The following is a 22,155-nucleotide window of genomic DNA, read 5'->3' on the forward strand; positions in this document are numbered from 1 at the left end:
CTGGTTGCGATAGCGGCACCACTTCTCCCGGCTTCTGTGTAACAATCACGTCCACACCACGAGTCACAATACAGTGCAGGACAATCCTCCGGTGCGATTAAGTCGTGCCAGACTTCCTTAAAATGCCGCGCACTGTACAATGGCCACGCTTTTTTCCTTTGTGACAGGTTGGACGGATCAGCTCGATGTCTTTATTCAAGAAGTTTCTGAAACCAAAATGGCAACATTCCAACCCGGATGTTCGACGCCAGGCGTTGGCCGAAATGGCTGCCGAGCAACTCATCAGCTTTATCGACACAGAGCCTGACGAGGCATTGCGCAAGGCCGCGGTGGTACGCATTCGTGACGAGGCCCTGCTGGAAAGCCTGCTGGGGCACAACCTGCCGGATGTTCGGGATACCACCCGGGAACACTGGCTGAACCTGCTGCTGCCATCATCGGCAGACCTCAACAGCATCACCCACAGCGCCACACTGGTACGTATTGCCGGGCTGACCAAAGACCAGCAATTACGTCTCGATGCCATTGCCCGGATCTCTGACCAGAACGAACGCCTGGTAATTGCTCGCGAACACCCGGTCGCCAAAGTACGTCTGGCCGCTGCCGAAGGCATCGATCAACACGCCCTGTTACAGCAACTGCTGGAATTTGCCCAAGCGAAAGATAAAGCCGTCTATCGCCTGTGCAAGGAACGCCTGGCCGCTGCCAAAGCCAACCAGGAAGCCATTGCCGCCCGCAAGCAGCAAATCACCTATTTGCTGGAACAGGCCGCTTACCTGAACCGGGTAGGTTATGGCCCCGACTTTAACGGTCGCTTGCAAGTCATACAGCGCCAGCAGCAAGAACTTAACGACAGCCTGACCGATGAGCAGCGACACACGCTCGAATCCGCATTGCTTGACGCGAGCCGGATTCTGGAACAACACGCCGCGGAGGAACAGCGTCAGGCCGAAGAGCAGCAGCGTCAGGCCGAAGCCCAGGCAGCCCAGCAACAACTGGTCTCAGAGCTGAACGACGCCCTGGCAGCCGCCCCTTCAAGTACCGATCCGGAAGCGCTGAAGCAACAACTGCAAGCCATTGATGAACGCTGGCGCGCCACACAGACTGATCACAAGGCCGACGCCGACGCCTTGCGTTCATTCGAGAACACCATGCAACAGGCGTTAGCCCTGCAAGCCACTCTGGAGCAGGTCAGCGCCAAACAGCAAGAGTTGTCCCAGTGGCTGGAAAAAGACTTGCCTGCCGACATGCGCGGCCTGCAACAGGTAATCCAGAGCGGTAAAAAATGGCAAGCCCAATTGAAGTGGCCATCACAGCTGGAAGCACCCGAGTGGCTAGCGGCTCTCTCAGGCAAACGCCAGATCGCTGAAATCCGTCTGACGGAACTGGAAAACCAGCAAACCGCGCGTATGGATACCCTGCAGCGCCAGCTCGACAAACTGGAACAACACATCGACAACGGCCACCTGAAAGACGCTGGCAAACTCTACGGCCAGGTGCATCAGAGCCTGCGCCAGGTAGATGGCAAAGCCGCCTATAACTTTCAGAACCGCATCAAGAGCCTGGCTGCCAGACTCAACGAAATGCGCGACTGGCAAGGGTTTGTCACAACCCCCAAAAAAGAAGCCCTGTGTGAGTCGATGGAAGCCCTGATCGATGCCGATATCAACCCTGATGTCCTCGCCGACAAGATCCAGGTGCTGCAGGACGAGTGGAAAACACTCAACTCTTCCCAGCCCGACAAAGCCTTGTGGGATCGTTTTCAGGCAGCTGGCGACAAAGCCTTTGAACCTTGCCGCGCCTGGTTTGCCGACGTCGCTCGTCAACGGGAAGTCAACGTTGAACGACGCAACCAGCTGATCGAGGAACTGCGCCATTACGAAGCCAATCTCGACTGGGATCAGGCCGACTGGAAAGTCGTACAAAAAACCCTCGAGACCGCTCGGGAAGTGTTCCGCGGCTACTCGCCGGTGGATCGAGCTGCACACAAGCACACCCAGGAACATTTCCGCGCCGCTTGCGACGCCATTTACAGCCACCTCAAGGCAGAATACGACCGCAACCTGGCAGCCAAGGCCGCCCTGGTTGAAGCCGCTGCCGACCTGGCCGAAGAAGAAGATCTGACCGACGTGGTAGAGCGCGTCAAGGAACTGCAACAGCAGTGGAAAGAAATTGGCATCACACCACGCGCACCAGACCAGAAGTACTGGCGTCAATTCCGCAGCCAGTGTGATGCCGTATTTGCCCGTCTGGACGAGCAACGTAACGAGCGCAAGGCGGAGCTGAACAACAGGGTCATTGAAGCAGAAGAGCTGGTCAATCAGGCTGCCGCCTTGCCAGCCAGCACCCTGTCGGCTGCTGACGTGCTTGAGCAATTCCAGCAGTACGAGCAACAGTTTGCGGCGATCGAACTGCCACGCTCTGCCCACCAGCGCCTGCGCAAACAGCTGGCTGACATCGCGGCGCAACTGGACGACCGCCAGGTGGCACAATCACAGGCCGAAGAACGTCAACGCTGGCAAGGTTTGCTGGATCGCTTGCAAGCACTGGCAGATCACAATGAAAGCCTCTGGCACGATGCCGATCAACTCCCGGATGGCTACCCGCTCGCCGCGTTTGAGCAACGTTGGCAGCAGGATCAGGATACCCCGGTTGCGATCGATACCGACGCCGCCCGTGACCTGTGTATTCGTATGGAAGTTATCAGTGGACTGGAGTCTCCGGCAGCGGATCAAGGCCGCCGGATGCAACTGCAGGTGCAGCGGCTGGCGCAAGCCATGGGCCAAAGTATCGGCCACAGTGACGAACGCCTCGCCCTGGTGCTGGAATGGCTTGCAACACCCGCTGGCACGACTCAGCAACAGCGCTTTATCCAGGCACTGAAAGCCAGTATTGGCTAATTGGCTGGCTCCCGGCAACCTTCACCGTACTTCAGAGTCAGTGGCTTGAGCGCCACTCGAGCTGGTGTACGATGAGGCGTTGGCTTTGCCTTGATAGTTATCCCCTCTCCCTCGACTGCCCTGCCACGATTGCCACCAACCGCTTTGTCCCCTTACTTTGTTCAGCGCCATCCGCTACTGTTCAGGCTGTTCTGCTGGAAACATAATCACAGCACCACTCCAATACACCACCCGGAGAGTACTGCATGGCCGCTTCCCCAATACGCCGCAGCACAACGACTCTAATCCCTGGCCAATCCGGCATTTTTCCCGGTCTGCTGACAGCAACCCTGCGACTGCTACTGATCAGCGGTTGCGCCAACGCAGCACTCGCTGCAGACCCACTCCCGGCCCCACAATCCTTCACCCCCTCGCCATTGGCGGTTATCCATTCCCAGCAAGGAAGTTTTATCCCCGAGGTAATAATCTCAGGCCTGAACCACCCTTGGGCAATGGATTTTATCGATGCCAATACGCTCCTGATCAGTGAACGTTCGGGCCAGCTACGTATCGCCCGCCATACGATTCAGGATGGCCAGCCACAGTATTTGCTCAGCCCGGCCATTGCCGGTGTCCCGGAAGTATCGACCGGGGGACAGGGCGGATTACTCGATGTTGCCTGGCACGATGGCCAGGTCTATTTCAGCTACGCCGAGCCGGGCAACCTGATGACCAACTCGACCGCGGTGATGCGCGCCACCCTGGTTGATGATGGCCATCATCGTTATCACCTGACGCAGCAGACAGTGCTGTTCCGGCAAGCACCCAAGTATGTATCCCGCTCCCACTTCGGTTCACGGCTGACCTTCGATCCACAGGGTTATTTGTATATTACATTGGGGGAACGCTATTTCCCCCGGGATGAAGCGCAGAACCTGGACAACCACCTCGGTAAAATCATTCGCCTGAATGCCGACGGTACAACACCAGCAGACAACCCTTTTGTTGATCAAGCCGGTGTCAGGGCCGAGATATGGAGTTATGGCCATCGTAATCCGCAAGGTGCGGCGATTAACCCCAACAGCGGCGAATTATGGATACATGAACACGGCCCCAAAGGCGGCGACGAACTCAACCTGATCATGCCAGGCCGTAATTATGGCTGGCCTGTTATTACTTACGGCAAGGAATACGTTGGCGGCAGTATTGGTGAAGGTACCTATAAGGAAGGGATGGAACAGCCGCTGTACTACTGGGTGCCTTCAATCGCACCTTCCGGCATGGCATTTTATAGCGGTGAGGTTTTTCCTGACTGGCAGGGAGATGTCTTTATTGGCTCGCTGAAATTTCGTCAACTGGTCCGGCTGGAGCTGGACGGCAAACAGGTAATCGCAGAAGAGCGTCTGGATATTCCTGGCCTTGACCAACGTATTCGCGACGTCACACAAGGGCCGGATGGTTGGTTGTATCTGATCACTGACGACGATAACGGCAAACTGATCCGCTTGCGGCCGATATCAGAATCATAACCCCCTGAAAACAGCAAAGCGGCAAGGCATCCTGATGCACTTGCCGCTTTATTCGTCCGTCATTGAGTCATAGACGGACTATGTCGTCATGCCATTAGTGCTGGAAGTCTGACATCAAGGCCGGGATACCAGGCAGCATACCTACCATTGCCATCACACTGGTCAGCAGTACAAACATGATCAACGGGATGATCCAGCGGCTCATATGGCTTAATTCCGAGCTACGTTCCTTACAACCGATCAAGCCCAGGTTATCGAGCAGCATGGTCAAAGACCAGCCAAAGGCAGGGTTCACCAGTGATGAAGCAAAAACCACGATCGCAGCGGACTGGGTGGTTTTACCTTCACGGGTCATTTCCATACCGGCTTCCAGCAGTGGAATAAAGACACCCACAATCAAGGCCACACACAGCACAGGCTGCCAGATCGCCAGGTCCATCGGATAACCCCAGATTCCAGCAATGATACAGAACAGGGCCGTTAAAATGGCGCCAGCAGGAATCGGACGCTTGGCAATCGCCGCAGGCACAATATAAGTACCCCACGAAGAAGCAAAGTTGGCACCACCCAGCAGAGAGCCGAAGGTTTGTCGGGCAGATGCGCTCATCATGGTGTCATCAATGTTCATCTGCACTTTTTCAGTACGTTGCGGGTAGCTGATTTTCTGGAAGACCTGATGCCCCAGGAAGTCAGGAGACCACATGGCAACCGCCAGAATGGCAAACGGCAAGACCACAATAAAGCTTTCCACGGTTGGCAAACCCAGCATCCAGCCAGTACTTTCACCCCACCAGTACATCGGGTCCATATGTGGCAGACCAGGCGCGGTATGGAATTCAAACGGTGCGCCCAGAGCAAATGCTGCACCACCACCCAGGAAGCAGCTCAGCGGTACCGCCAGCCAGCGTTTCTGGAAGTGTTCCAACAAGGCATACAGCAAAATAGTCGCCAGAATCACAATAAAGGCGATATGCGTCATATCAATGGCTTCCGCCCAGGCAAACAGTTTTTTCACCTGCGAGATAGTGCCGATAAAACCCAGATACAACAGCAGGCCACCACACACGCCCTTACTGGTCAGCCGTGCCATCAGGCTCCCCCCTTTACTGATGGCGAGGATCAGACCAAAGGCACCAATCAATAGCCCGAAAGCCATCGGGTGCCCCCCTGCTGCCACAACAATAGGGATTAACGGAATCAAGGGGCCGTGGGTACCGGCCAGGTTGGCGGTCGGTAAAATAAAGCCGGAGAACAATAAAATAAAAACAGAAACAATAAGAAGCTCGTAACGAACATTCTCTAGAATAAACGATTCACCCAACCCTAACGGGCCAGCAAACGTGGCGGCAATCGCGGCAACCATAACCACTTTACCAATGGTCGCGGCCATGGCCGGAATCGTATCTTCAAATTCGAAACGATAATCCCGGAAAGGCAAGTTTGGACGCCAGCGTTTGGGCTGCATGATTTGCAACTCATGCTCAAGGTACTCTTCTCGGCTATTAAACTCAGAGCTGGGTTTGTGCAGCTCTTGATAGCTACCAGAAACGGCTTGAGTATCTGTTTTCTGCCCTGCACCTGGTGGACTATTATCTTTATCTTTCGGTGTCGCGGTCATGATTTCTCCAGCAACATAGTTGCTACGCAAAATAAAATACGGTTGGTTAAAGCAAGTGGATGGTGCCGCGTAGAATAGACCAGGAATCTGGAAATTGCGATTAGGCAAATGTAGTGCTTTTATAATTATGGACTTCGCTGTAGACAGGGCTATTGACGCCAATATTCAGCTGCTCCCAGCCCCAAAATAACGCTGTTTCAGCGCTCACAGACCGCCGAACTCCTCCGCCACAAAGACATATCCCTTGAGACAAAAACCTTGAAACCACCCAAAAGAGCCAGTTTTGGCTCAAAATGAAGCCTTTAGCACGCATCAAGACGCCAGAATATTGATTCAAGTCAACTTATTACGCTCTACTGCCTGGATTGCCATATTAGCCCCAATCATCAACCTGCCTGACCGCTGGCGGGGTATAAAAACACCCCTCAAAACAGGGATAGTTCCATATGAGCCAACACTTATAGTCTCCAGACTCATCAATCAAGCCTCAAATCAGGGGCCTCAGAGCCGTTGCAAGCGTGTTGTTGGCTACGCTTTTTGTCACACCTGTCAGTTAGTATTAGCTGGATAAGCAAGAGGGAAAATGATTATCAGCGCCAATTGCGTGGCTAATTGGCGCTATCGTCACAAGAGAGGCGTATGCAGGTATTTTGAGGTTGGCGGCACCGACGCCAGCGGCTTGATTAATTCGCGTGGATTCCGGGGCCAGCCCGGAACGGCGCACCGGCACAGGCACCGGCAATGTACGTCCAGTACGTCCAATCGCTCAATATAACCAGAAGCTGATCAGGCGGTATCAGAGACCTTGCGAATAATAAAACGGTACACCCCGTCAAGGTCTTCTTGCAGCAACATCTCCTGCTCCAGAAACCCGCAAAAACGGGTGAAATCCCGCTGCGTCGAGGGGTCGGTTGCCAATACTTCGATACAGTCCCCCAGGGCAGCATCGTTCATCAGGTTATGCAACATCATCACCGGCTCCGGGCAAAACAGGCCGCGGGTGTCCAGTTGATGCTGAATCGGTAAATGGGGGGTAGTGTCTGACGAACTCAAAGGTCTCTCCTGGCAATCAAATCAGTAAATCATGTGATGGGGTCAGCGCTTTTTCTTGGCGCGCTTTTTACGTAAATAGTCCTTGACCGGTGTTTTACGAGTCGGTAACGCCTGTTCAAAGCGCTCCCGAATCGCTTCAACCCTGGCTTCCTTGTCGCGGTGATCACGTTGATGGCGGTGCTTTTCACTGGCAGCAGCAAAATCAACCACAGTCTCACTTGCCATAACGGCTTACCTCCTGACCGGTATATACTTGAATGCTAGCTATAGACTCGTAATTATACCAATGAATCCTTGCCGTCCTGCCTTTCCTGTTGATACCCAGCTCGCCAATATCTCTGCACAACTGGCCGACCACCCCGCCCTGCTACTGACTGCCGAACCCGGTGCGGGTAAAACCACTCGTGTGCCGCTGGCGCTGATGGATGCGCCCTGGCTGGCCGGGCAACAGATCATCATGCTCGAACCGCGGCGACTGGCAGCCCGTAACGCCGCCGTCTTTATGGCCCGTCAACTGGGCGAGGCTGTCGGTGAGCGGGTCGGTTACCGGGTACGGCTCGACAACAAGGAATCTGCTCGTACCCGTATTGTGATTGTAACAGAGGGCATTCTCACCCGAATGCTGCAGGATGACCCCGAGCTGACCGGCGTTGGTCTGGTTATTTTTGATGAATTCCACGAACGTCACCTGAACTGTGACCTGGCATTGGCACTGGCGCATCAATGCCAGCAGCTGTTACGCCCGGATCTCAAGTTGCTGGTAATGTCAGCCACGCTGGATACCGATGCCTTGTCCCGACAACTGCAGGCTCCCCTGCTTCATTGCCCGGGCCAGGGGTTTCCTGTCACGCTGGCCTACCGGCCAGCTGCGTCAGCCAACGAATACCTCAGTCATCACGCCAGCCGGGTTATTCATGAAGCCTTACAACACAGCCATGGCCATCTATTGGTGTTTTTGCCCGGTGTGGCGGATATCCGGCGGCTGCATGATGAGCTGAAGCGACATGACCTGCCAGATAACCACCTTCATATCCTGCCACTTCATGGCCAGCTCAGCGAACAGGAACAAAAGCGGGCTCTGGCGGATGTGCCAGAGGGTCAACGTAAAATATTATTGGCGACCAATATCGCCGAAAGCTCTCTGACCCTGAATGGCGTCACCGGCGTGATCGACAGCGGTCTTGAACGGCGCATGGTATTCAGTCCGGCCAATGGTCTCAGTGAGCTCACCACACGCGATATCAGCCAGGCTTCAGCCACCCAACGAATGGGCCGTGCCGGGCGACAGCAAGCCGGTTACTGCTACCGGCTGTGGCCAGAAAGTACCCACTCACGGCGGCCACGCCATATTGAAGCCGAGCTATTAACCGCCGATCTGGCACCACTGCTGCTGGAGCTGTTGTTATGGGGAGCCGACGCTGATGACTTGCTCTGGCTTGACCCTCCGCCACTTGCCGCGCTGAATCAGGCTCGGGCGCTGTTGTGTCGCCTGGGGTACCTGGCCAGTATCGATAGCCAGAGACTGACGGAACACGGCCACCAGTGTGCCCGTCTCGGTATCGAACCGCGCTGGGCATCGGCACTGATAACGGCCCACCAACAAGGACAAGCTCGCGACTCGGCCGAGTTAATCGCCCTGCTGCAAGAATGGCCGCACAAACAACGCCGCAGTGATGATGTTGAACGGCTATGGCATGCCAGCCGCTCAACTTCCTTGTGGCAGCAACGCGTGGCCCCGCTGGCCCAGCGCTGGCTCCGGGGCTTGTCTGGCCAGACTACCTCCACCGCAACTACTGCCGCCACGGCAAGCGCCAGTCATCAGGCCAGTCTGGCACGCTGGGCATTACTGGCATTCCCGGAACGCCTCGCCCGCTGTCGTAATCAATCGACCGGCCACTCCAGCAAAGCCAACAACAAGGCATTACGCTATCTGATGGCCAACGGCACGGGTGCCGAACTATCGCCAGACTCGGATCTGGCCGGTTGCCCCTGGCTGGTGATTCTTGATCTGTCCGGTGCCGGCAGCCACCGGATACGCCTCGCCATTGCCATTGATGAGGCCGAATTGGCAGACCTGCTGAGCGACCACCCTCACTGGCTGTCGCACCACACCGTGGTGCAATGGCAATCCCAGGGCCGTTTGCTGGCAGAAGAGCAACACAAGATCGGTGAACTGATCTGGCGTCGGCGCACCCTGGAGACACTGGACCCTGAGCAATGGCGTCAGGCCTGGCGGGATTATTTTTGTCCATCGGTCAATTCCGACAGCCGGGTACAGCAGCGGTTGGCCAATCTCAACTGGACAGACGACGCGGTGCAATTACGTCAGCGCTTGCAGTTGTTACACCAGTACCATGGCGGCCATTCCTCCAGCCACTCCCAGAAACAGGGTTCCGCTGCGGGAGATTGGCCGGATGTGTCCGACCAGGGTTTACTGGCGCGCCTGGATGACTGGTTGTTACCGTTTCTGGATAACTGCCGCCATGAACGGCAGCTACAGCAGCTGAATTTGGTGACCTTGCTGACCAGCCTGCTCGACTGGCCGCAACAGCAGCAGCTGGAACAGCTGGCTCCGACACACTGGCGGGTGGCCAGCGGCTCTCGTATTCGTATTGATTACACTGAGACACCGCCGGTATTGGCAGTCAAGTTACAGGAAATGTTTGGTTATCCGCAGCAACCCGCGGTGTTAAACGGCCAAATGGCGTTAAAGATCCATTTGTTGTCACCGGGCCGGAAACCATTACAAGTGACCCAGGACTTACCCCACTTCTGGAGTCATGGCTATGCCGAGGTACGTAAGGAAATGCGTGGCCGCTACCCCAAGCACCCCTGGCCGGAAGATCCACTCAGCGCCGAGGCAACAGCCCTGACCAAAGCAGCCCTGGCCCGGCGCCAGAGCCAATCTTCCTGAACCCTGTCCGTCAATGTGTTGCCAGTAACGACTCTACCTTGCTGATCATGCCAGCCGCCGCTGGCGCGCCCAGCACCGCGGCCCGGTTGGCATCGGCCATGGCTGACTGGTATTCCTGCTTGCCAACATAAGCGTTGGCCCGGGCCAGCAGGGCATCCTGCGTCTCCCCGAACCGGTCGATATAATCATCCCAGAGTTCGATCATATCTTGCCAGCGCTGGCGGCGGGCCAGTAAGTTATCCATCAGCACAAACCATTCGGGGCGGGCACTGTCTGCTGCCAGAGCCACACTGGCGTCACTTTCCGAGTTGGCCATCTTGCCCATCTCCATCCAGGTGACGGCTCGTTGATAGCTGGCCACCGCATCGGCCGGATCAAGCATCAATGCCTTGCCAAGAAAGTCCAGCGACTCCTCCAACTGTCCCCGTGTGCGGGCACGAATCCCCAACCCGGTCAGGCTGGTCAGCAACTGCGTGCGGTACCTGTGTATCCCCGGCGATTCCGGATCAATTTCGGTGGCATAAGCCAGCTCCGCGGCGGCATTGCGGTATTGCCGCAAGCTGCCATAAATTTGTGCTCGCCCCAAATAACTGTCGGCATCCGCAGACTCCAGGCGTAATGCCTGGGCAAAGTCGTCCAGAGCAGCAGAATAACGTTTCATGGCCATACGGGCTTCCGCCCGATGGCGATAAAAACTGGCGACGTGTCCGTATTTCAGGGCACGAGTAAAACCGGCTTCGGCAGCAGCATACTGCTGACGTCCAAGCTGGGCTTCCGCCAGCAGTGCCTCCACATAACCGGGTAATACCGACAGTGCCGGATTACTGCTCTGATGCACGATCACACGGTTGGCATAGGCCCGCATTCTGGCCTTGGAACCACCCCAACGCGGAGTCATGAACCCCAATTCGGTACTGGCGACCAACAGGGATGCCGGTATTTCCTCTGCTGCCCGCTGCAAGTAAAGCTGATGCTGCTCGTCATCTCCCAGCGCTACCGCTGCACCAATCAACAGGCTATAGGCCAGACCCGAACGCGGGTTCACCCGCAAGGCAGCATCGATATCCGTCAACGACGCATAAAAATACTTCCGGATAGCCTCGGCCTGTTCATCGGAGCGATGTGTCCGGTTTTGCTCGTAGCTGTCCCAGCCCAATCCGGTCAGGTAAGTAGCACGGGCGAGATAAGGAAATTCCAGATTCGGGTAGGTACGTACCCAGTCGTTAAAATAGTGTTCCAGCCCCGGCTTGCCCATATCAAACACCTGGTAGATTGCCCGGACTTGGGATTCCGTGCTGATATCCTCCGCCAGAATCTGATGGTATTTTTCCAGCCGGGTATTCAGAATCCCGAACTGACGCGCCCGCAGCAGCTTGCGTAAATGCTGGTAGTCACGACTGGAAATACCTTCAAGTGCAGAGACCCCTATGGACGTAGCCTGGGAAGATGGCCGGGAAAGCGATTGCTCAGCCGGGTTATGGGTATTACGCCCGGACGGTGCACGATCGGAGAAGTGGCGACGGCCATCGCTGTCGACCCATTGATAGACTTCGGCCACAGCCTGTGACCCTATCAGGCACGACAACAACAGCGCAATCCAGACAAGGTTCATGATGGCTCCCGTATTATTCAGGCTACCGATAGTAATAGAATTTCTGTCAGAAAGGTGTTGGCTTTTTCACATTGGGAAGGATAAGACAGCATTGTCGTATCCGTGCGGGCAGTACGCACCGTGACGATGAACCCCAAGGCAGCGGGCATTGTTATCACCAGTGATAAAAATGCCCGCCCGCCGGGTTAGCCAGCAATACGACTGCCCTCTGGCCACAAACGTACTACAGACGCACTACAGACGTTGCAACAACTCGGATTTTTTATTGGAAAATTCCTGTTCCGACAGAATTCCCATATCTCTCAGGCTGGCCAGTTTTTCCAGTGCCGCAAACACATCATCCCGGTTACCAGTGTTGGTATTCTGGTTATTGTGCTGTGCTGGCGGTTGAGTATTTTGTACTGGCTGGGGTGCTGGCTGTGCCGGCTCTGGCGCTTGACTGATAAACGGGTTATGACCCGACACAATCGGCAAGCTGGTCAGATACACGGTACCGAACTGGCTGCTGAAGGTCAGTGAATTACCACCACCCTGCTGCTGGCTGACACCACCGATCTGGTGCTGCTGGGTATCGTAAACACTCACCTGACCATTGGAGTCGAGTGCCAGACGCTGACAATGGGGGAAAATCGCATAACGGATATTGTTTTGTGAACCGGATGACGACGGGTTACCCAGTTCAGACGGCCACCAGTTTCCAGACTGGAAACCACCTTGGCCCGCTGCCGGCTGTTCAAAGATCATCTGGCCATTACCCAGAATCGAGGCAATTTCACTACACAGATTATTGACGGTGTTTTTCAGGCCATTGTTGAACATATCGCCCACCATGGTCATGCCACCACTCATCCACTGGCCGCCACCGCCCAATTCCGGGCAGTTGAATTGAGCCATGGTGCCGTTACCATTGATAACAGCCTGAATCATGCAAATGACCGCGTCACTGGACAGTCCATAGCGGCTGGACAGGTCGTTTACAACACCCTGACCATAGCCTGTTAATTTACTCATAATATCCTCCTGCTGCATGACGTACATTGGTCGCCACAATACAGCATCTATGGCGAGAATGTCCGATATTTACAGAGATTCTGAACATTTTTTAACCAGAACTCAAACATATCAAACAAATGCCCCAGCGGAGTTTCTTGACAGGAAAATTCCGCTGAAGCAGGAGTGGCCAGCAACGATTACATCCGCATCACATCCGCTAGGACGCAACCGCCGCTTTGGCGCTGCTGACCCGGTCGAGCAAATAGAACAGCGAGTGATAAGGAATCTCGCCATGCCGGGCCAGACCAATTTCACAGGTACGACTGGTAGACACCCCTTCTTTGCAGTCTTTCACCTGCCTCTTGAGCGGAGCCAGTGCCGAGGCATTCAGTTCCGGCACCATAAAGCCCTTGTCGCCGGCAAAACCACAACAGGTAATATCTTCCGGTACCACGACTTGGGTTGAGCAATGTCTGGCCAGAGCGATCAGCTCGTTACCCAGGCCTTGCTTGGTGGTTGAACAGGTCACGTGTACTGCCACAGCGTCGTCTACCGGTTTAATGTCCAGCTGCGGCACCAGGTACTGATTGGCAAAGTTTACCGGGTCCAGTAACTGGATACGTTCATCAAGCTGCTGACTCATACGGAAAACACAAGGGCTGGTATCGATCAGTACCGGTATACGGCCGTTGTCGCTGATGGTCAATAAGGCCTGATTCAGCTGATCACGCATGGCATCGGCCTGCTCGAACATGCCTTTGCTTTCCAGCGGCATGCCACAACAGAATGATTGCTGGTCTGGCAACTGGGTCAGGGTCACGCCAGCCTTTGCTGCCAGCGCCAACGTGACTTGCTGCAAGCTGCGCTGGTCCTGATCCTGTTTCGCCGGGCCCATATTCCGGCTGGCGCAACTGGGGAAATACACCAGGTCGGCATCTGCCACTGCCGGTGCAATGGGTTTGGCACTGTGGCTGGCTTGTGGCATGGCATCGTGCCATAGCGGCAAGGCTTTCATGCTCACAGCAGAGGCCACCTTGCTGACGCTCGCCAGTGCCTTGTCGCCGATCACACCACGGGTAATATCCACCAGTTTGAGGCCAGTACGGGTGGTATTGGCGATGGTGTCAAAATGCCCGGCCACCCAGTTGGCCCGACCTTGATAACGCTGATTCCGTTCACTGCGCAAATAGCGACTCAGGTCACCGGTATTGATATCTACCGGGCAGGCCAGACTGCACAGGCCATCGGCGGCACAGGTATCTATACCTTGATACTGGTACTCTGCCTGCACTTCGCGGAAACGGGGATCGCTGCTGATATCATGCCCGGCACGATCCAGACGGCTCAGCTCGCGCATCACCACAATACGCTGCCGAGGGGTCAGGGTCAGGTTTTTGGATGGGCACACCGGCTCACAGAAACCGCATTCGATGCATTTGTCGATCAGGTCATGGGCTTCCGGGATCGGTTTCAGGTCTTCAATATGGGCACGCAGGTTGCGGGTCAGGATTACCCCTGGATTCAAGCGCATGTCCGGGTCCAGGGCGTGTTTGATTTGCCACATCAGGTCATACGCTTGTGCCCCCCACTCCAGCTCCACAAACGGGGCCATATTCCGCCCGGTGCCGTGCTCGGCTTTGAGCGAGCCATCGTAACGCCCGACCACCAGCACGCACACTTCATCCATAAAGTCCGCATAACGCTGGATTTCTGCCGGATCGGTAAAGTTCTGGGTAAAAACAAAGTGCAGGTTACCCGCCAGGGCGTGACCAAAAATAATGGCTTCATCGTAGTGGTATTTCTTGAACAGGCTCTGCAGTTCCAGTACCGCCGGAGCCAGGGATTCAACCGGAAAGGCGACATCCTCAATAATCACTGTGGTGCCTTTTTCACGCATGGCACCCACCGCCGGGAACATGCCTTTACGGATATTCCAGTACAGCTGACACGTGGCCGGGTCGGTGGTAAAGGCTTTACCGTGCAGGGTATCGAAGTCAGACAACGCGGCCAGCACATCGGCCAGCTTATGCTCCAGTTCATGTTCGGTGGTGGCACGTACTTCGACCAGCAGTGCGGCAACGTCATCACTCAGGGAAGCCATATAGTCCGGCATGCCGGGTTTGTCCTGTACGGAGCGTAACCCGGCCCGGTCAATCAATTCGACGGCAGCCACTGGGCTGGTAGCCAACGCCGTCACCGCATGGCTGGTTTTTTCGATGTCGGCAAACATCAGCAAGGCGGAGGCTTTGTGCGCGTGTTCTTCCACGGTGCGATAAACCACTTCCGAAACAAAACCAAGCGTCCCTTCCGACCCCACCATCAGATGCATCAGGATATCGATGGGATCGTGGTAATCAACCAGGGCATTCAGGCTGTAGCCGGTGGTGTTCTTGATCGAAAATTTCTTTTGAATACGGGCTTTTAACTCAGCGTTACTGCTCACCTGTTGATGCAGCGATACCAGTGCTTCGATCAACTCGGGCTTGTTGGCCATAAAGGCCGTGCGGGACTCCGGGTCCGCGGTATCCAGCACCGTGCCATCAGCCAGGACCAGGCGCATGGATTCAATGGTTTGATAGGTATTCTGCGCCGTGCCACAACACATACCGGATGCGTTGTTGGCCACAATACCGCCGATTTTACAGGCATTGATGGAGGCAGGATCAGGGCCAATCTTACGCTGGAACGGGGCCAACTTACGGTTGGCATGGGCACCGATCACTCCGGGCTGTACCCGCAACTTGCCCCCTTCTTCCAGTACTTCCATGCCGTTCCAGGTGGGAGCCAGGCGTACCAGAATACCGTCAGTAACGGCCTGACCAGACAAACTGGTACCCGCCGCCCGGAAGGTCACATGCACCTTGTGTTTCCCGGCCAGCAACAACAGGTCGATGACTTCCTGCTCGGTTTCGACCATTACCACGGCCTGCGGTATCAGGCGATAAAAACTGGCGTCAGTACCCAGTGCCAACGTACGTAACGGATCGGTGACGATCCGTTCAGCATTGATAATGTGAGCCAGATCGCTCAGAAACAGACTGTATTCGGGTTTCATAAAGTGTCCTTCGAGCTGGCGCACGGGCACCAGCCACATCAAATTCAAGAGGAAAAACCGCTCAGGCGCCGGTACTGTCATCCAGCAGCAAGACCACCAGTTGTTTTGGGCCATGAGCGCCATAGGCCAGTGTTTGCTGGATATCCGCCGTTTTACTTGGCCCTGATATCAGCAACCAATTGGTCGGCAGTTTCCCTTGCCAGCGTGGCTGTTCGATCAATGCAGAAAAATTGGCCACCAGAGTACTCTGCCGTACCAGTACAAGACTTAATGGTGGCACCAGCGAGACGGTCCGTGGTTCTTCCGGGCCAGTCGCCAGCACCAGTGAACCGGTTTCTGCCAGGGCGGCGCTGGCGCGACTGAATCCGGCATCCAGCTGTTCAAACAGCTGCTGGCGCATGCCGCTGTCGGCAGGAGCAGCAACCGCGTCGTCAAACAATTGCACCGACAGCGTTGCAACACGGCTTGTCAACTCGTCTGCCAGTTCACGATTGGCCGGGCTGTTGCCCAGACACAAGGATGTCACCTGCTGCTGTTGCAGTACCTCGGCCAGCTGTTGCTGCCAGTCGTCTTCGCTACAGGGCACCACATCGGCGTGATTACTTTCCAGCAGTTCAATAAAACGGCTGCGCCATGCTGCTTTGTCCAGCCGAGGCATGGGTGGTAAATCGGTGCGACTGGCAGCGCTTGCCTGATTGGCCTGACCCTGACGCAGGCGGGCAAGAATGGTATTTCTGGAAGACATCAGTGTTGCTCCTCTGAAGTAACTACCGACGGAATGTCGGCCGCTCGGGCCAACTCGTGCAAACTCCGGGCGGCCGGTTTGGGCATCGACCGGGTATTGGTCCAGGGAGCCAGCTTACCGGGCATCAGGCCACGGCCACGGGTCATTACCCGGGTGCTGCTGCGGTATAAAAACGGCACCTTGTGTACCAGACTCCAGCCTTGCCAGATCAGGCTTTCGCCCAGTGAACGCTGACTGCCGGTCCCATTAACATGGGGTTGACCATTTTGCTGGGTGGCCACCGGAGCAACCGCTTCAGCACGCAAGTTACGAATCAGGTCCGGCAACGGAATACGCACCGGACAGGCTTCACCACAGGCACCGTTCAGCGAGCAGGCATTGATCATATCGCCATTGGCGGCCAGTCCTCCGGCAGAGCCCAGCTGTGGCGTGACCACCTGACCAATCGGCCCCGGGTATGTCGAGCCATAGGCATGGCCACCGACGCGGGCATACACCGGACAATGGTTCATACAGGCACCACAACGAATACACTGTAACGTTGGTTGCAAATTCGGGTGGTTAAACATTTTCGAACGGCCGTTATCCACCAGCACCAGATGCACCTGTTCCGGGCCATCCAGCTCACCCTTTTGACGAGGGCCGGAAATCATATTGACGTAGGTGGTAATCAGCTGGCCAGTAGCGGAACGGGGTAACAGTGTCAGCAGTTCGGGGACATCACTCAGCCCCTGCACCACTTTTTCGATACCGGTCACGGCAATATGTAACGGCGGTGCGGTGGTACACATACGGCCGTTGCCTTCGTTTTCAACCAGCAGCAGGGTGCCGGTTTCTGCGATGGCCATATTGACGCCGGAAATCCCGGCATCAGCCCGCTGGAATTTCTGCCGCAGAATGGCCCTGGCATTACCGATCAGGTCATCCACGTCTTCACTGTATGGCACTGCCTCGCCATCAGGTGTGGTGGCTCGGGTGTGCATCAAGCGGGCAATTTGCTGTTTGTTTTTGTGAATCACCGGCATCACGATATGGGACGGTGCTTCATGGGCCAGCTGCACCAGATACTCGCCCATATCACTTTCCAGACATTCAATACCGCGGGCTTCGAGGTAATGGTTCAGTTCAATTTCTTCACTGACCATCGATTTGCCTTTTACCACGGTACGCGCCTGATTGGCGTCCAGGATGCCGTGAATAATACGGTTGGCTTCGTCCGCAGTCTCGGCCCAGTGCACCTGGATACCATTGGCCACCAGGTTGGTTTCCAGCTGCTCCAGCAAGTCGGGCAAGTTGGCCAGACTGCGTTGACGTGCGGCTTCACCACGGTCTCGCAGTGCTTCCAGTTCCTGATCGTCCGGGAAGACGCTTTTGCGTTTTCCCATCAGAAAATCGCTGGCGCCCCGGAAACTGGCCCGCAAGGTATCGTTTTCCAGCGACATTTTTGCCCGCGCCTTGAAGTGCCGGGACTGCATATCGGCAAAGTCGTGATCTTCCTGGTCAACGATCGTTGTCAGTTCAATAAACGATGGGGTTGAAGTGGGTGTACTCATGACGGGTCTCCACTGGTTGCAGCGGCGTAACCGGTCAGGGCTTCTTTTACCAGCGTCGCCAGATGTTGTGTGGGTATTGAGCGGGCTTTCCCCTGCTCTGCCAGTCGGTCCAGTGTGCCGCCGATATTTATCATGCAACCACAGTCGGCACTGGTAATCACATCCGCGCCGGTAGCGTCCATGGCCAGCGCTTTGCCTTCCGCCATGGCGGCCGATATATCGGCCTGCTTAACGGCAAAGGTACCACCAAAACCACAGCATTCCGTCACCCGCTCTGGCTCCACCACGGTCACTCCGGGCAGGCAGGTGGCCAGCGCCATATGTTGTGCCGCAACCCCCATTCCGCGGCGCGAAGAACAGGAGGTATGCAAGGCCACTGTCCGGGTCGGCTGGTCGGCTGAACGCGGTTGGGCGATACTCAGGATCTCGTTATCCAGCCCCAGGACATTAATCATAAATTCACTGAACTCATACGTTCGGGCAGCCAGCGCCCTGGCCTGGGCTTCTTCAGGGTGTCCGGCAAACAGGTCTGGATATTCCAGGTGCACCATACCCGCACAGGACCCCATCATCACCACCACCGGGATATCGGCCTCAAACGCCGCCAGTTGTTGACGAGCCACGGCACGGGCTTCGTCTTCGTAGCCCGAATTCCAGGCGGGCTGGCCGCAGCAGGTTTGGCCTTGAGGAAAAACGACCTCAACGCCCAATTGGCGCAGCACCGTAATGGCATCCATTCCGGCGTGCGGAAAAAAGCTGTCAACGAGGCAGGTACCCATCAAATAAACCTGCGTCGGCTTGGCCGGACAGGTTCTCTGTATGGGTGAAGAAGTAATGGTCATAACGACTCCACGGTAGCGGTTTGTACAAAGGTATTTGTACAGGTGTCTTGCAGTTTTTATTGTTCTTGGTTAAATTGGTCTTACCAATTACCCAAATGTTATTGCGTAAGTTACCGCATATCACTTGGGCTGGTCAATGTATGAGCTGGCCAAGGAGTGCCCGGAATGCGCCTCATCCATCGATTGGCCCGAATTCCAACAGGAGTCCTGATGACCCCGAGCCGCATCAAAAGCCAGAAAATTTCCGATATGATTGCTGCCGAACTCGAAGGCATGATTATTGAGGGCAGTCTGGAGCCAGGGAAAAAGATGCCGACAGAGCGGGAGCTGGCTGCCCGTTTTGAGGTTTCCCGACCTTCTGTGCGAGAAGCTCTCAACAAACTGGATACCAAGGGGCTGGTTACTCGTCGCCAGGGTGGCGGTACCTATGTGGCCGACAGTATCGGCCGGTCGCTGTCCGATCCCTTGCTGGAGCTGTTCCAAAGCCACCCGGAATTCAATTACGACCTGCTCGAATATCGTCACGCCCTGGAAGAAGTCGCCGCCCATTACGCCGCGCTGCGGGCCACGGAGTCGGATCACGCGATTATCAACCGCCGCTATCAGGAATGGCTCGATGGTCATAATGCCCGCCTGGGAGCCAAAGCCGAAGCGGAGCTCGACTGGCGTTTTCATTTATCCATTGCCGAAGCATCACATAATGCGGTGCTACTACATTCGATGCGGGCATTACTCAGCCTGTTCAAACAGACCATTGCTGCCAACCTGACCTACTTGTATACCGAGGAAGGCCGCCGCGATGCCATTCGTTTGCAGCACGAGGCCCTGAAAGATGCGGTGATTAACCGCAATGAAGATTGCGCCCGTCAGGCGGTCAATAGCCACCTGGTATTTGTGGAAGAGGCGTTGCAGCAAAGCAGTCGTTTTGAAAGCCATGCCCAACGCTCGCTGCGGCGTTTTTCCATGATTCGTTAACCGCAATACAGCCCGGCTCGGATAGTCAGACAGGTTTCACCAACGCCAGTATCCGCGCCACCAGCTCTGGCAGCTTGAATGGCTTGCTCAAGTAAGCGTCCATCCCGGCATCCAGACTGATACGTTCATCCTGTGCCGAGGCATTGGCCGACAAGCCAATCACGGGTGTCCGGACCTGGTATTTCTCACGCAATAACCGGGTCGCTTCCAAGCCCCCCAACACTGGCATTTGAATATCCATTAGCACCACATCGATAGCATCTGAACCATCCAGCAGCATATCAATGGCTTCCTGCCCATCGCTGGCACACGTCATCGACGCACCGCGGCGACGTAACATTTCGCAGGCCAGCTTGCGATTGACCACGTTGTCATCAACCACCAGAACGTGAATCCCGTGCAGCAGCAAATGCTCCGGTACCGCCGGGCCTTCATCTTCTTCGTGACGGACCTGGGCATTGGACAACCCCGGTGTAGCCGACGCTGATGACTCTGCGGGTTCACTCGGCAAGGCCAGTGTCAGCGACACCCCAAACTCACTGCCTTTCCCTTCATCACTACTCACCAGCAATTCACCGTGCATGGCTTCAACCAGCGCCCGGGTAATACTCAGGCCCAAACCGGTGCCTCCATAATGGCGCGTGTCGGAGCCATCCACTTGCTGGAACTGCTCAAAAATAAGGGCCAGTTTATCCGCCGGGATACCACGTCCGGTATCCGTCACCAAAAGCCGGAGGCGCACTTCGTCGGCGCTACAGCGGATCAATTGCACTGCCAGTGTTATCGTCCCGGTAGCGGTAAATTTTGCGGCGTTACTGGCAAAATTCATCAATACCTGGGTCAGCCTCAGTTCATCCCCACAAACTTGCTCCGGCACGCCTTCATCGATACTCAACAACACTTTGACCGGCTTCTCGCTCACCAGCGCTTTCAGACTCCCCTGCACGGAATCCATCATCGGCCGCAACAGAAAGGGTTTCGATTCTATTTCGACACCCACGGCCTGGATTCTGGAAAAATCGAGAATATCATTAACCAACGCCAATAAATGCCGCGATGAGGTCAGCGTCTGGTTAGCGTAACGATGCACATCGGAATCGTTGGTACACGCATCGATCAGTGTGGTGAAACCAAGAATGGCATTTAACGGGGTGCGTAGCTCATGGCTCATATTGGCCAGAAATTCAGACTTGGCCTGGTTGGCGACTTCGGCTTCCGACAAGGCCACTTCACCCTGAGCACACGCTTCTTGTAATTCCGCAGTGGCGACCGCCACTTCACGCTTGAGCTCCTCGGGCTTGCGCATCAAATCCCAGAGCAGCCAACTTAAAAAGGGTGCAACAAGGAAAAACACCAGCCACAAGATGATTCGTTGCATCGGCAAGTGGTGGTAGCCCTCGGCCCGGCTGGCACCGATTTGCCAGGAACCGCCTGGCAATAACACCGTCGCCAGTACCGGATCACGCTCAAAAACATCAGGGTCGCCAAAAAAGACATCGCCGTCAGCTCCCAATCCATCCTTGCCGCGCACGGCAAAATCCAGCCAGTATTCCTGCTTCGATAAACCGGCATCCAGCAGCAGCTGATCAATATCAAGCAGAATCGTCGAGAAGCCCCAGAAAGAATCGTCGCTACCGTCGGATAAAAAAATCGGCATACGGGCAATAATTGCCTTTCTTCCTGTTAACAAGGGAGATGGCCCGGCAATAATATAACGACGCTCATTGATGCCCTGTTTGATCAGCGGGCTACGGATCGGATCTTTCATCAGGTCGTAACCCAGCGCCTTGCCGTGGTCGTTTTTATTGGTCATGTAAGTAATGACACCATTGGGTGCCAACTGCAAACTCATCACACTGTCAGCCGCCCGTTGGCTGTTGAGCGCAAAAATCTCAAACTCGCGTTCGGTAAAATTCGGCCGCACATGCACAAAAGCCATTAGCCCGTAAGCCAGTTGTAAATGCTGGTTAACCACCGCAGATAATCGGCTGCTTACCTCGCTGACACGAGTCTTGGCTATAATGGTCTCGGATGCCTGTTGCTCTGCAATAAGTAACCGGTCCATATACAGAAAGACCAGACCCAAGCCGATTAATAGCGAAACAGGGAGAAGAAGATACTTGCGCATGGCGCTCCGGGAAATAACGAAACCAGTCTATCCTACCCGTTAAGACTAGCGCACTAAACACAATTTGCAGCCATTCCCAACAACAAGGCAATCACGGCACTATTGTGAGCTATTAAGAGATCCCAACGCGCCAGGGGTTTTACTCTGTCTTCTCTTGACTGTCGGGTTTATTACGCAATGGCAAATGATAATAAACGGGATGTTTGGAACAGGAAGACCTCCACCACTCCAGAACAGGGCATGAAAGGTAACAGGCTGG

At 55.4% G+C, this 22,155-nt stretch carries 14 protein-coding genes; 4 read left to right on the forward strand and 10 right to left on the reverse strand.

From position 1 onward, the window contains the following. Positions 1-185 precede the first annotated feature (185 nt). Positions 186-2,900 (forward strand): DUF349 domain-containing protein, encoded by a 2,715-nt coding sequence (locus Q8W24_RS05440; protein WP_305474638.1) that lies wholly within the window; start codon positions 186-188, stop codon positions 2,898-2,900. A 245-nt stretch (positions 2,901-3,145) separates the two neighbouring features. After that, on the forward strand, positions 3,146-4,408 hold the full coding sequence (locus Q8W24_RS05445) for a PQQ-dependent sugar dehydrogenase (protein WP_305474640.1): 1,263 nt from the start codon (positions 3,146-3,148) through the stop codon (positions 4,406-4,408). 94 nt (positions 4,409-4,502) lie between these two features. Here the strand turns inward: Q8W24_RS05445 and Q8W24_RS05450 are convergent, their stop codons facing one another. The 3 genes from Q8W24_RS05450 to Q8W24_RS05460 all read right to left on the reverse strand — a co-directional run bounded on the left by Q8W24_RS05450 (position 4,503) and on the right by Q8W24_RS05460 (position 7,304). Further along, positions 4,503-6,026 (reverse strand): DUF3360 family protein, encoded by a 1,524-nt coding sequence (locus Q8W24_RS05450; protein ID WP_303434269.1) that lies wholly within the window; start codon positions 6,024-6,026, stop codon positions 4,503-4,505. Positions 6,027-6,812: 786 nt separating this feature from the next. Next, positions 6,813-7,079: a sulfurtransferase TusA gene (tusA, locus tag Q8W24_RS05455; protein ID WP_305414896.1), complete on the reverse strand. Its 267-nt coding sequence runs from the start codon at positions 7,077-7,079 to the stop codon at positions 6,813-6,815. 42 nt (positions 7,080-7,121) lie between these two features. Continuing rightward, positions 7,122-7,304: a tRNA (uracil-5-)-methyltransferase gene (locus Q8W24_RS05460; RefSeq protein ID WP_303434271.1), complete on the reverse strand. Its 183-nt coding sequence runs from the start codon at positions 7,302-7,304 to the stop codon at positions 7,122-7,124. A gap of 61 nt (positions 7,305-7,365) precedes the next feature. Between Q8W24_RS05460 and hrpB the strand changes: the two genes are divergently transcribed. Beyond that, positions 7,366-9,993: an ATP-dependent helicase HrpB gene (gene hrpB / locus Q8W24_RS05465; RefSeq protein ID WP_305474641.1), complete on the forward strand. Its 2,628-nt coding sequence runs from the start codon at positions 7,366-7,368 to the stop codon at positions 9,991-9,993. A gap of 10 nt (positions 9,994-10,003) precedes the next feature. On the opposite strand, the gene Q8W24_RS05470 is transcribed toward hrpB, so the two are convergent. From Q8W24_RS05470 to Q8W24_RS05495, 6 genes are all read right to left on the reverse strand, one after another. Then, a complete protein-coding gene (locus tag Q8W24_RS05470) occupies positions 10,004-11,605 on the reverse strand; it encodes a DUF4124 domain-containing protein (protein ID WP_305474642.1) in 1,602 nt (533 codons plus the stop codon). 234 nt (positions 11,606-11,839) lie between these two features. Further along, a complete protein-coding gene (locus tag Q8W24_RS05475; protein WP_303434274.1) occupies positions 11,840-12,616 on the reverse strand; it encodes an SHOCT domain-containing protein in 777 nt (258 codons plus the stop codon). A 199-nt stretch (positions 12,617-12,815) separates the two neighbouring features. Further along, complete coding sequence (locus tag Q8W24_RS05480; protein ID WP_305474643.1) at positions 12,816-15,653, reverse strand: FAD-binding and (Fe-S)-binding domain-containing protein; 2,838 nt, start codon at positions 15,651-15,653, stop codon at positions 12,816-12,818. 61 nt (positions 15,654-15,714) lie between these two features. Next, positions 15,715-16,398, reverse strand: coding sequence for a lactate utilization protein C (locus Q8W24_RS05485; protein WP_305474645.1), 684 nt, complete (start codon positions 16,396-16,398; stop codon positions 15,715-15,717). After that, the gene (locus Q8W24_RS05490) at positions 16,398-17,951 is read right to left on the reverse strand and encodes a LutB/LldF family L-lactate oxidation iron-sulfur protein (RefSeq protein ID WP_303434277.1); all 1,554 of its coding nucleotides are present in this window, start codon (positions 17,949-17,951) and stop codon (positions 16,398-16,400) included. Before Q8W24_RS05490 ends, Q8W24_RS05485 begins: the two co-directional genes overlap by 1 nt. Then, positions 17,948-18,730 carry a (Fe-S)-binding protein gene (locus tag Q8W24_RS05495; RefSeq protein WP_305474646.1) on the reverse strand — a complete coding sequence of 261 codons (783 nt, stop codon included), beginning with the start codon at positions 18,728-18,730 and terminating at the stop codon, positions 17,948-17,950. Before Q8W24_RS05495 ends, Q8W24_RS05490 begins: the two co-directional genes overlap by 4 nt. A gap of 273 nt (positions 18,731-19,003) precedes the next feature. Here Q8W24_RS05495 and Q8W24_RS05500 point away from each other — a divergent pair, with 273 nt between their 5' ends. Continuing rightward, entirely contained in the window at positions 19,004-19,768 is a 765-nt protein-coding gene (locus Q8W24_RS05500; RefSeq protein ID WP_303434279.1) for a GntR family transcriptional regulator, read from the forward strand. Between the two features lie 25 nt (positions 19,769-19,793). Here Q8W24_RS05500 and Q8W24_RS05505 read toward each other — a convergent pair whose 3' ends face one another. Next, positions 19,794-21,833 carry an ATP-binding protein gene (locus Q8W24_RS05505; protein ID WP_305474648.1) on the reverse strand — a complete coding sequence of 680 codons (2,040 nt, stop codon included), beginning with the start codon at positions 21,831-21,833 and terminating at the stop codon, positions 19,794-19,796. Between the last annotated feature and the right edge of the window lie 322 nt (positions 21,834-22,155).

The organism is Oceanobacter sp. 4_MG-2023 (assembly GCF_030689165.1).
In the GTDB taxonomy this organism is placed as follows: domain Bacteria; phylum Pseudomonadota; class Gammaproteobacteria; order Pseudomonadales; family Oceanobacteraceae; genus Oceanobacter.